Annotated in this window: 9 protein-coding genes; 7 read left to right on the top strand and 2 right to left on the bottom strand. The window is 42.9% G+C overall.

Annotated elements, in window-relative coordinates; genetic code table 11:
- Positions 1–127: 127 nt before the first annotated feature.
- Positions 128–460: a hypothetical protein gene (locus JOJ89_RS14515; protein WP_029279641.1), complete on the bottom strand. Its 333-nt coding sequence runs from the start codon at positions 458–460 to the stop codon at positions 128–130.
- A 223-nt stretch (positions 461–683) separates the two neighbouring features.
- On the opposite strand from JOJ89_RS14515, the gene JOJ89_RS14510 reads away from it, so the two are divergent.
- Positions 684–2423: a methyl-accepting chemotaxis protein gene (locus JOJ89_RS14510; protein WP_203288105.1), complete on the top strand. Its 1740-nt coding sequence runs from the start codon at positions 684–686 to the stop codon at positions 2421–2423.
- 61 nt (positions 2424–2484) lie between these two features.
- Here the strand turns inward: JOJ89_RS14510 and JOJ89_RS14505 are convergent, their stop codons facing one another.
- Complete coding sequence (locus JOJ89_RS14505; RefSeq protein WP_203288103.1) at positions 2485–3258, bottom strand: DUF1189 domain-containing protein; 774 nt, start codon at positions 3256–3258, stop codon at positions 2485–2487.
- 214 nt (positions 3259–3472) lie between these two features.
- Between JOJ89_RS14505 and JOJ89_RS14500 the strand changes: the two genes are divergently transcribed.
- The 6 genes from JOJ89_RS14500 to JOJ89_RS14475 all read left to right on the top strand — a co-directional run bounded on the left by JOJ89_RS14500 (position 3473) and on the right by JOJ89_RS14475 (position 12022).
- Positions 3473–5104, top strand: coding sequence for a Na/Pi cotransporter family protein (locus JOJ89_RS14500; protein WP_029279648.1), 1632 nt, complete (start codon positions 3473–3475; stop codon positions 5102–5104).
- A 95-nt stretch (positions 5105–5199) separates the two neighbouring features.
- The gene (locus tag JOJ89_RS14495) at positions 5200–5682 is read left to right on the top strand and encodes a DUF456 domain-containing protein (protein ID WP_029279650.1); all 483 of its coding nucleotides are present in this window, start codon (positions 5200–5202) and stop codon (positions 5680–5682) included.
- 115 nt (positions 5683–5797) lie between these two features.
- The gene (sodA, locus tag JOJ89_RS14490; protein ID WP_029279652.1) at positions 5798–6406 is read left to right on the top strand and encodes a superoxide dismutase SodA; all 609 of its coding nucleotides are present in this window, start codon (positions 5798–5800) and stop codon (positions 6404–6406) included.
- An 813-nt stretch (positions 6407–7219) separates the two neighbouring features.
- Positions 7220–8515 (top strand): MFS transporter, encoded by a 1296-nt coding sequence (locus tag JOJ89_RS14485; RefSeq protein ID WP_203288101.1) that lies wholly within the window; start codon positions 7220–7222, stop codon positions 8513–8515.
- A gap of 140 nt (positions 8516–8655) precedes the next feature.
- Positions 8656–10818 carry a peptidoglycan D,D-transpeptidase FtsI family protein gene (locus JOJ89_RS14480; RefSeq protein ID WP_029279655.1) on the top strand — a complete coding sequence of 721 codons (2163 nt, stop codon included), beginning with the start codon at positions 8656–8658 and terminating at the stop codon, positions 10816–10818.
- A 229-nt stretch (positions 10819–11047) separates the two neighbouring features.
- Positions 11048–12022, top strand: coding sequence for a PstS family phosphate ABC transporter substrate-binding protein (locus JOJ89_RS14475; RefSeq protein WP_029279657.1), 975 nt, complete (start codon positions 11048–11050; stop codon positions 12020–12022).
- Positions 12023–12029 lie beyond the last annotated feature (7 nt).

The raw sequence follows: 12029 nt of genomic DNA, 5'->3' as shown, positions 1-12029 counted from the left end.
AAATCGCTCCTTAATTCATAATCATGGTCCTATGGTTTCATAGTACCTATTTGATCATCATTCAATGCGGGGAAATTGTGCTTTCCCTCACAATATTGTAACAGTGAGTGCGCGATATTGACAAGAATTAAGAAGCAACTTCTTTTTCATAAAGTGGAAATTTATATGCTTTTCCTACTTGGATCGCATCTGCTTTTTCATTTGGATTCAGCTTTTCAAAGTCTTTCCTGACTTGTTCTATGGAAACGGGCAGTCCGCTGTGGAGCTGTTCAACGATGGTTAAGACGGTTTCACCCTGCTTAATTTCTTTTACTGTATAAGGAGAGGGCGACGTCTGAACTGCCGCTGCAGGTTCATTATCCTTGGCAGGGGGCGAAAAGGCAATCGTTCCTGTACTGATGTCATAGTACATAATATAGAGAAGAAAGAGTGTTAAAAGAAAGACCATCAGCCGCTTCATATGTATCATCTCCCAATCCGTCACGATGATTATTTATATGGCTTGTCCACTAAAAATATGACATGCCTTTCTTTATTCCTTTCTAAGAAAGATGAAGTGGTGGAGAAACCTTCTTAATACCTATAAATACGACAAAATTCTCCATAAATTAATGAGGGGTTTACACTCTCTTAACATTAATCTGGGATAATTTTCATGAGTTAAGAGGAAGGGTGTAGGCGCATTGAAGGGACTTATCGGGAAAGTAAGCAAAAAGAATGGGTCTTTATCTTACATATACATGAAGATACGATCTGTAAAAATATCAGAAGTGAGCCTCCAGGCAAGGCTCCTGTTCCTTGTATTAACCATTATGGCAGCATCTATAAGTGCTGTAGGTTTTATTTCTTATTCAAAATCCAAAGAAGCAACGATGTCATTGATTGAGGACAGGCTTGCAAGGGAGGTTAACACGACAAACGAAATTGCAGGGAATCTTATGATTGCCTACGTAGGCGAAGAGGATTCATTCCTTGAAAGGTTTAATAAAGTGGTCCTCTCCAACCAGGCCTCCGCATTAATACAGGACGGGCTGAAGGCTGATTTTTTCCTTGTAGCCGAAGGGAAGGCCAATCCTTTTTCTGTGAGTTCAAACAGCAGGCTGCAATTTAAAGAGGATCAGCTGAAAGAAATCACCGAAAAGAAAAATGGCGTGATCCACCAGACGATAGGCGGGACCGACTACACATTGTCTTTTAAGAAAGTTCAGGAGCTCAAGGGTCAATTCCTTATTGCGGTAGAGACAGAAAGTTATATGGAAACCTCTAAGACCCTCGCTTCATTTACCATTTGGATGATTGGAATCAGTGTCCTGCTTACAGCAGCGGTGCTGATTATTGTGATCAGAAGCTTAACGAATCCTCTTGCCGTCCTCAGAAAAGCGATGAAAGATGTGAGGGACGGCGATTTAACAAGGAATGTCCATGTGAAAACGAAGGTTCCTGAAATAAATTCAGTCATGAAAAGCTTTAATTCCATGATGGATCATATGCGCAGCATTATTGGTGATATCAATCATGCTGCAGATGAGCTGTCGGCTAAAGGAGATCAGCTCAGGGAAGCGACAGATGAAGGGGTTATGCAAAATGGCCAGCTTGTAGAGGCCATTAAAATTGTGAAATTGGGTGCAGAGCAGACAGCCGCGGGTTCAGCGGAAAGCGCAGAGGCGTTCAGCAGGGTGAAGGATGAATTAAAAGAAGTTTTCCGCAACATGGAATTTTTGTTCAGCCGTGCATCAGATATGAACTCTTCAGCAGCACGCGGAGAAGAGCAGGGATCAAAGATGATCCGTACGATGAATGTATTTGAGCGCGAAACAGAGAAAATGACGGCTGTGATCAGAAGCGTGAAAGAGCATTCCATGTCGATTGCGGATGTTGCCGCCATTATTCATACGATTGCTGAACAGACGAAACTCCTTGCACTCAATGCCGCAATTGAAGCAGCCAGAGCGGGTGAGGCGGGAAAAGGGTTTGCCGTTGTTGCAGATGAGGTGAAAAAACTCGCTGAACAATCATCAAATGCCACTCATAAAATCAGGAATTCCATCTCGAACATGGAGAATATCGCCGTTCAGGCATCAAAAGAATTTGATGAAATGCTCTCAGCGATTCACTCCCATCTTCATGCGGCTTCCGAATCACGTGTTCTGTTTGATGAACTTTCAATTGAAATTAAAACAGTGACTGACAGGCTGTCTGGAATGAAGAGGCAAATGAATAAGCTGCATGACTATCTGCCTGTGATGGAAAAATCTTCGGCCAGCTTTGAATCTGTTTCTCAGGAAACGCTTGCGAGCGCAGAGCAGATGCTGTTTTCTTCAGAAGAACAAATGTCTCAGGTAAGCAGAACGCATGAAATCGGGTTAAGGGTTTCAGAACTTTCAAAGAGCCTCGCGCAATCCGCCAAAGAATACAAAGTGTAAAACACTTGTACATATAAAATGAGCCCCAAAGCTGAAGATGCTTTGGGGCTCATTTTGTCAGTCAGTCGAGCGTTTTCTTGCGTGCACCGGGAATTTCTTTAAGTGCCAGATACATGACAACCAGATTCACAAACCAGTTGATGAAAATTCCGCTAGGGACCGAAATTTGCAGGAACTCCATAATCATGAAGAAAATAGATGCGAGTGTAATTGAATATGCAGCCATTACCCACAGCTGTTTAAAATTCACTTTTTTCTGCAGACTATTCTTAAAGAGAATACTCACAAACGCAAGAAACGTAATTTCGATAAACTTTGATGCAGCGGTAAAAAGGTAAAAGACGAGCAGGACAGTTCCGATGACAATTGGCAGAACACTTTCGAACTGGGACGAGTACGTTAGCAGATCCTCTTTTGACAATGTGTTCAGCATAGAGTAATCATAGCTTTGCGACTGTCCGGCAAAAGCATAGACAAATTCATTTTTCAGGAGGCCGATCGCATTTTCTTTGCTTTCAATTTCCTGAACTGTAAAAGAACCAGTGGGATCGAAGACGATAAAGAGATCATCTTTTGTGAGCTCTATCGGCTCTTTCGCATCTGAAACCAATGCTCCATCTTCTATTGTAAACTCCGGCAAGTCCTCTCTAAATGTTGAGTCAAGGCCTTTCAGCAGTGCTGATATGCCGGAGGACATGTAAATCCCCATTGGCAGGGTGATAAGTATTGTCAGCATAAAGACATAAAGAATGGTTTTGCCGATTCCCTGAAATCTGAACATGGAGATCGATTTGGGGGAATAAGTACTTTTTGCGAGCTGTTTAAAAATGTTCAATTATACGCACATCCTTCTATAATCATCCAGTTTTCATTTTAACCATGCAGACCGCAAGAAACAAGGAATAATCGAATAGAAACTGCTAATGTTAAGATATTGTAAATTTTTTATGAAAAAGGGATAAACACCTTTACAATCAATCCACAATTCGTTAATAATTGGGGAGGTTGTAGAAAGATGTCGATAAAAAGATGTTAGGGGTTGAATGAAGTTGGATCTCGATTTACAGAAGATGATCTTTGAATTTCTCGGAGGCCTTGGGATTTTCCTCTTCGGAATTAAATTCATGGGCGACGGACTGCAAAAATCAGCAGGTGACAGACTGCGTGACATACTGGATAAGTTTACGACAAATCCTGTTATGGGTGTTCTGGCAGGTATATTTGTTACAATACTCATCCAGTCAAGCAGCGGTACGACTGTACTCGTCGTAGGACTTGTCAGCGCAGGGTTTATGAATTTGCGCCAGGCAATTGGTGTTATTATGGGTGCAAATATTGGAACCACTGTCACAGCCTTTATCATAGGTATTAAAATTTCAGACTATGCACTGCCGATTCTGTTTGCCGGTGCTGTACTGCTTTTCTTCTTTAAAAACAAAAAAATTCATAACTTCGGCCAGATTGTCTTCGGATTTGGTGCTTTGTTCTTTGGACTTGAATTAATGGGCGACGGCATGAAGCCGCTTCGTTCGCTTCAGGCTTTTCAGGAACTCACTGTCAGCATGAGTGACAATCCGCTGCTTGGCGTTGTGATTGGCACTGTCTTTACTGTCATCGTCCAAAGCTCGAGTGCGACAATCGGTATCCTGCAGGAGCTTCATGGACTTGGCCTGATTGATATTAAAGCTTCCCTGCCGGTTCTTTTCGGAGATAACATTGGTACTACGATTACGGCCGTTTTGGCTTCAATTGGTGCTTCTGTTGCTGCAAGAAGAGCGGCATTGACGCATGTTATCTTCAACTTGATAGGGACAGCCATTTTCCTGCTGATTCTGCCGCTGTTCACAGCCTTTGTCGCCATGCTGAAGGCGAACCTTGGATTGAATCCCGAGATGACGATTGCCTTTGCTCATGGAACATTTAACTTATCAAATACGTTAATTCAGCTTCCGTTTATCGGGGTGCTTGCTTACATTGTAACAAAGTTAATTCCTGGAGAAGATTCTCTGGTAGAATACAAAGCAAAACATTTGGATCCGCTGTTTATTGAGCAATCCTCTTCCATTGCGCTTGGCCAGGCGAAAGAGGAAATCCTTCGCATGGGTCAGTTTGCATCACTTGGCCTTGAAGAGGCAAATCAATATCTGAAAACAAACCAGAGTAAACATGCCGATACAGCTTACCAGATCGAAGATGCCATCAATAATCTTGACCGGAAAATCACAGACTATCTCGTATTAATTTCACGGGCAGAAATGTCTGCAGCAGAGTCTGAAGAACATTCAACTCTGATGGATACGGTAAGAGACATCGAACGCGTCGGCGATCACTTTGAAAACATTGTGGAGCTTGTCGATTATCAGCTTACAAACAAAGTAAAGCTCACTGAATCCGCACTGAAAGATTTAGATGAAATGTTCACTTTGACAATCAGCACGCTGAAAGATGCCATTACTGCATTAGATGATAAAAATACAGATCTTGCAGCAAAAGTCATGAAATCAGAAGAACAGATTGACAAAATGGAGCGCACACTGCGCAAAAAGCATATTCTCCGCATAAATGAGGGAAGCTGCACGGGTCAGGCAGGCATTGTGTTTGTCGACATCATCAGCAACCTTGAGCGAATCGGCGACCATTCTGTCAACATCGCTGAAGCTGTGCTTGGCTACCGCAAATAATGGTTTAAAAAAGACTGGATAAGCTATAATGAAAGCAAGGGCTAAAGCTCTTGCTTTTTTTCAGCAATAACGAAGAAAGAGTGGTGTTTTCCGATTTGGAAGCTTTATATTGGACACTGATTATCATTATGTTTGTGATTGGATTTGCAGGACTGATTTATCCGATTATCCCAAGCGTTCTCTTCATTGTCGGCGGATTTCTTCTATTTGGCGCTTTCTTTGGCTTTGAGGAATTCGGCTATCAGTTCTGGCTGATTGAGGGAGTGTTTGTCGCTGTCTTATTTGCCGCTGACTATGTGGCAAATTTAATGGGGGTCAAAAGAGTCGGAGGAAGCAAGGCTGCCATTTGGGGAAGCACGATTGGACTTTTGATCGGTCCATTTATCATTCCTATAGCGGGAATCATCATTGGACCGTTTATCGGTGCAGTGCTTGCAGAACTTCTCGTTCACAAAAAAGATTTTAATGAATCTGTAAAAGTCGGCCTTGGATCTCTTATTGGATTTATATCAGGGGTTTTTGCCAAAACAATCATTCAGCTCGTTATGATCGGTTATTTCCTGTATACCGTTCTCTGACGTGAAGAACATTCGAAAAACATGCATATAAATTGAAACAATCGGTCAATTTTGGTAATCTTAATGTGACAAGCTTAGGCTTAGCAACTACATACCATTCAAGGAGGAGATTTAAATGGCTTACGAACTACCGCAACTGCCTTACGCATATGATGCACTTGAACCGCATATCGATAAGGAAACAATGAACATTCACCACACGAAACACCATAACACATACATCACGAACGTGAATGCTGCTCTAGAAGGTCATGACGATCTTCTCAGCAAAAGTGTTGAAGAACTTGTTTCAAATCTTGACGCAGTTCCTGAATCTGCACGCACAGCTGTTCGCAACAACGGCGGCGGCCATGCGAACCACAGCCTGTTCTGGACAATCCTTTCACCAAACGGCGGAGGAGCTCCATCTGGAGAACTTGCTGACAAAATCAACAGCAAATTCGGAAGCTTTGAAACATTCAAAGAAGAATTCGCTAAAGCCGGCGCTACACGCTTTGGATCTGGCTGGGCATGGCTTGTTGTTAACAATGGCGAGCTTGAAGTAACAAGCACTCCAAACCAGGACTCTCCTTTAATGGAAGGCAAAACGCCGATCCTTGGTCTTGATGTCTGGGAGCATGCTTACTACCTGAACTACCAAAACCGCCGTCCTGACTACATCGGAGCTTTCTGGAACGTTGTAAACTGGGAAGAAGTAAACAGACGCTACGAAGAAGCTAAATAATAGACGTAAAAAAACAGGAAATCTTGGATTTCCTGTTTTTTTATTTGCCTTCTTCAGCTGAAGGCGTATGTCAGGCAGGCATACACCATTCAAAATCGGTTTTGAGCTGAAAATAAAAAACAGCAGGCATCTTACGGAAAAAAGAATGCGGGCAAAAGATAGCGTAAGAAAGAGTTGGAATCGTACGGTATAACAAGAGTGCAAGATAGCATAAGAAAGGGATGGAATCGTACGGTATAACAAGAGTGCGTAAGAAAGAGTTGGAATCGTACGGTATAAAATGAGTGTGAGCGAAAGATAGCGTAGGAAACGGAGCTACCAGCTGATTCCGCTTCGTGTGATTTCTTTTCTGGCTCCCGGAGCTAAACGGCTGATTCCGCTTTTCGCATTGTCCAGCTCCGCCTCCCAGCCCTTCCGTCAGAACAAAATCCCCCAAAAAGTCAAACCCGGACTTTTCGGGTGATTTCTTTTCTGCCTGTCAGGGCTAAACGGAAGGCTCCGCTTTTCGTATTGTCCAGCTCCATCGCCCAACTCCTCGGCCAGAACGGCTCCGCCGCAAAAAGCAAACCCGGCTTTTTCCGTCGGATCCTTTTCTGTCCTTCGGAGCTAACCGGGCGATTCCGCTTTTCGTGGTGTCCAGCTCCATCAGCCAACTCCTCTGTCAGAACAAAATCCCCCAAAAAGTCAAAAGCGGACTTTTCGGGTGATTTCTTATCTGCCTATCGGAGCTAAACGGCTGATTCCGCTTTTCTTTGTATATCTCCCCCCCCTTTACACAGACTAATTAGTAGCTGATGAAGGGGAGTTTTAGGTATGTCTAAGCTGCAGAAAGTCTTTGGTAATGTGGAAGTGAACCGCGATTTGCTTCTGCTTCTGACGATTGGGGGCATGTATTCTTTAGGGATTGCCCTCTCGAATGCTTTTGTTAATGTGTATTTGTGGAAGCAGTCCGGCAGTTTTTTGGATTTAGGGATCTATAATCTGACGATTGTGATCATGCAGCCCATTACATTTATTATTGCCGGGAGATGGGCGAAAAAAATTGACCGGGTGATTGTGTTTCGTCTTGGTGTTGCCTTTCTGGCTGTATTTTATCTGTCCGTTCTCTTAATTGGGGACAGGGCAGCAGATAATTTGATTTTGCTTGGAGGTCTTCTTGGGATAGGCTCAGGTTTTTACTGGCTTTCCTTTAATGTACTGACATTTGAAATTACAGAACCTGAGACAAGGGACTTTTTTAACGGATTTTTAGGGGTCATGACTTCCTCTGCTGGAATGATCGGCCCGATTGTCGCCGGTTTTGTCATCTCAAGGCTTGCAGGAGACACGGGATACAAAACAATCTTTTCCCTGTCGCTTGCCCTGTTTTTTTGTGCAGTGATTCTAAGTCTCTTCTTGAAAAGAAGGCATGCGAACGGGCGTTTTCTGCTTATGGATGTTTTAAAAGAAAGAAAGCGGAATGTGAACTGGCGTATGATTACGAACGCTCATTTCTTTCAGGGGCTCAGGGAAGGGACGTTTATTTTTGTCATTGGAGTCCTTGTTTTTATTACGACCGGCAGCGAACTTGCTCTTGGGAAATATGGGCTGATTAACTCTGCCGTTGCTTTCGTGTTTTATTATCTGGCCACAAGGTTGATTACGAAGAAAATGAGAAAAAAGTTTATACTGGCAGGGGGAATACTGCTTTATGCTTCCATTTTCCTGCTTCTTTTTGATCTGACCTACACAAAGCTCATCATCTATGCGATTTCTATTGCGGTCGCCTATCCGCTTCTGCTCGTTCCCTACATTTCATTGACTTACGATGTGATTGGGCGGTCATGGAATGCAGGAGAAGCAAGGATCGAATACATTGTCGTCAGAGAACTGTTTTTAAACATGGGGAGAATTACGTCAATCCTGCTGTTTATTCTTTCTGTCACGCTGTTTGATGAAAAACAGAGCATTCCTTTTCTGCTTGCTATCATAGGGGCAGGACACAGCTGTATTTATTTTTTCATAAGGAAGGTTTCACTGCCTGAAACAAATGAACCCATCGATAAAAAAGAGGTTAACGGACAGAAAAAAATGCCTGAGCCGAACCTTGTAGATGGAGAAAGCAGCTGACACGGCATATGACAATCGTGTTACAACTGTCGAAAATAATAGAAATAAGTCGATTTTTTTCATAAAATAGAGGGTAGACACCATGTTATGGTGTCTATTTTCATTTTTAAAACCTGATTTCGACAATAAGGCGGTGCAGCATGACAAAGAAAAAGAAACGGACAGTCCCGCTTCGCTTGAATATCCTGTTTTTCCTTATCTTTTTGTTATTTTCAGGAATGATACTAAGGCTTGGCATTGTCCAGATTGTATATGGAGAAGATTACCGCAAGGAAGTTGAAAGGACGGAAGAAGTAACAATAAGCACGTCTGTCCCCCGGGGGAAAATCTTTGACAGAAACTACAATACAATTGTAGACAACAAGCCGATCAAGGCGATTACATATACAAGATCGGCTTCTTCTGATCAAGAGGAACGACTTGAAACAGCAGCCAAACTTGCCAAGATTTTTGACCAGGACACAACGGACTCAAAAGAGGACCAGGAGGCTCTGGAAGAAGACTTAAAGAAAATCACGGTAAGAGATAAAAAAGATTACTGGATTTTGACGCGTCCTGAAAAAGCAGAAAAGAAAATCACGAAAGCGGACCGTCAGAAGGTGCTTGACGGAGTAATGAGCGAAGATGACCTGTACGATCTGCAGCTTGAAAGAATAACGGAAAATGAGCTGAAGGAAATTACTCAGGAAGAGCTTAAAGTTCTTGCGATCAAACGGGAAATGGACAGCGGCTATGCCCTGACGCCCCAGATTATTAAAAAAGACAACATTTCTGAAAAGGAATTTGCTTTTATAAGCGAAAACCTTGATGAGCTGCCCGGTATCGATATTACAACCGACTGGGAGCGCAACTATGTGTTTGATAAAACACTCCGAACGCTTATAGGCAGCATCTCTTCTTCTGAAGAGGGAGTGCCCCAGGACAGACTGGACTATTTCACTTCCCGTGAGTACAGCCGGAATGACAGAGTGGGGAAAAGTTATCTCGAGTATCAATATGAAGACATTCTGCAGGGGCAAAAAGCAAAAGCCCGCAATATTACCGATAAGTCGGGAAACATCATTGATACAGAAATCATCACCGAAGGAAAGAGCGGCAAAGACCTGATCATGACAGTCGATGTAGAGCTTCAGCAGGAAGTTGAAAAGATCATCGAAGAAGAATTGAAAGCGGCCAAAAAGAAATCCGGAACGGCCCTCCTTGACCGGGCCTTTGTCGTCATGATGGACCCGAGAAACGGTGAAGTGCTTTCTATGGCGGGTAAACAGATCAAAAAAGATGAAAATGGAAAAACCGTCATTGATGATTATGCTCTCGGGACGATGACAAGTTCATACACAATGGGGTCAGCTGTAAAAGGGGCCACTGTTCTTTCAGGTTTCCAATCAGGTGTGATTAAGCCCGGAAGCATACAGCTGGACGAACCTCTTTACATCAAAGGCTCCCCGCCTAAAAAGTCCTATCAGACAATGGGAAACATCAATGATCTTGAAGCGCTTCAGCGGTCTTCCAATGTATATATGTTTAAAACTGCCATCGCTATGGCGGATGGCGAGTATAGACGAAACAAATCACTGCCCCTAGATACATCAGCCTTTTCTGTGCTGAGAAACTACTACAGCCAGTTTGGTCTTGGCGTCAAAACGGGCATAGACCTCCCTAACGAAGCAACAGGCTTTAAAGGAAGGGATGTAACGCCCGGCCTGCTGCTTGATTTATCAATCGGACAATATGACACGTATACGCCGCTTCAGCTTGCGCAATATGTTTCTGTCATTGCAAACGGCGGCTACCGCATGAAGCCGCAGCTTGTAAAGGAAATAAGAGAACCGTCTCCGAAAGACAATCTTGGATCTGTGATTGAATCCATTAATCCTGAAGTGTTAAATAAGGTTGAAATGAAGCCCCAGTATGTTGAACGTGTTCAGGAAGGATTCAGAAGGGTCATGCAGGAAAAAAGAGGGACTGCCTATGGTTATTTCATGGGAGCGGATTACCTCCCTGCAGGCAAAACAGGGACAGCCCAGGCATTTTACGACGGGCCGAACAAAGACCAGTTCCTTTCGCCTACTTATAATCTGACTCTTGTGGGGTATGCGCCTCACAACAACCCTGAAATCGCCTTTTCAGTAGTTGTACCATGGGCGTATGATAAAGCCAGCAATTCTCATCCAATCAATAACCTGATAGGACGGAGAATTATGGATAAGTATTTTGAACTGAAAAGCGAACAGAGCAAAGAAGGCATTGAAGAAGGTGTCGGCCAGCCTGAAAATGCAAGAGAGCTGGAAGAAGCTGAATAAAAGCAAGCGATAAAGAGGACAATAAAAGCACTCAAATGAGAGTGCTTTTTTTGTTGGGTTTGAAAAGAGTCTGCTGGAACAAGCATTAAGCCGGCACCCTTTCACTATTCGACAAAAAGGGATATGCATTTACAAAACCTTAACATTTGATTAAAACCATGTTAACACTTAGGCGTTATTGTATTACTTGTAGGACAAAAACACCACTTTGTAGGGGGAATTAAGAAATATGAAAAGCTTCAAATTTTTAGCCATGACTATTATGATTTCGTCTTTGCTTGCATTCGCAGCAGCATGCGGAAATGGTGAAAGCACAGAAGGAAACGGTTCTGAAGACAAAACTTCTGAAGAAGCAGCTCAATTAGAAGGTGAAGTTGGAATCGACGGATCATCAACTGTTGCTCCTATCGGTGAAGCAGTTTCTGAAGAATTCGCAATGGAAAATCAAGATGTTAAAGCTCCTATCGGCGTATCAGGAACTGGCGGCGGATTTGAGAAGTTCGTAGCAGGCGAAACGGATATTTCTCAAGCGTCACGTCCAATTAAAGATGAAGAAGCACAAGCAGCTAAAGACGCTGGAATTGAATATACTGAACTTCAAGTCGCTTTTGACGGACTTTCTGTAGTAGTAAATAAAGAAAATGATTTCATCAAAGAATTAACGGTTGAAGACCTTAAAAAGATTTGGGTTGAAGACGGTAAAGAAAAGAAATGGTCTGATATCAACCCTGACTGGCCAAACGAGCCAATCAAGCTTTTCTCTCCAGGAACTGATTCAGGAACGTATGACTACTTCGATGAAGTAATTCTTGACGAAGAGCCTGTTGCTAAAGCTGCTACTCTTTCTGAAGATGACAACGTTCTTGTTAAAGGTGTGCAAGGAGACAAAAACGCAATGGCATTCTTCGGATATGCTTACTACCTTGAAAACAAAGATACACTTAAAGTTGTTCCAATCGTAAATGAAGAAGGCAAAGCAGTTGAGCCGACAAATGAATCAGTTGAGTCTGGCGAATACAATCCGCTTTCACGTCCGCTTTACATCTATGTGAACAACGCTTCAATGAAAGAAAAGCCACAAGTTGCTGAATACGTGAAGTTCTACATGGAAAACGCCGGCGCACTTGCTGAAGAAGTCGGATACGTAAGCCTTCCTGAAGAAAAGTACAAAGAGCAGCTTGAAACAATCGAAGGTTTAAAATAATTTAAAA

The organism is Metabacillus sp. cB07, assembly GCF_016839225.1.
GTDB classification, from domain to species: Bacteria; Bacillota; Bacilli; order Bacillales; family Bacillaceae; genus Bacillus_P; species Bacillus_P indicus.
The sequence above is the reverse complement of the archived record's forward strand: the minus strand, read 5'-3'. Positions and strand labels throughout refer to the sequence as shown.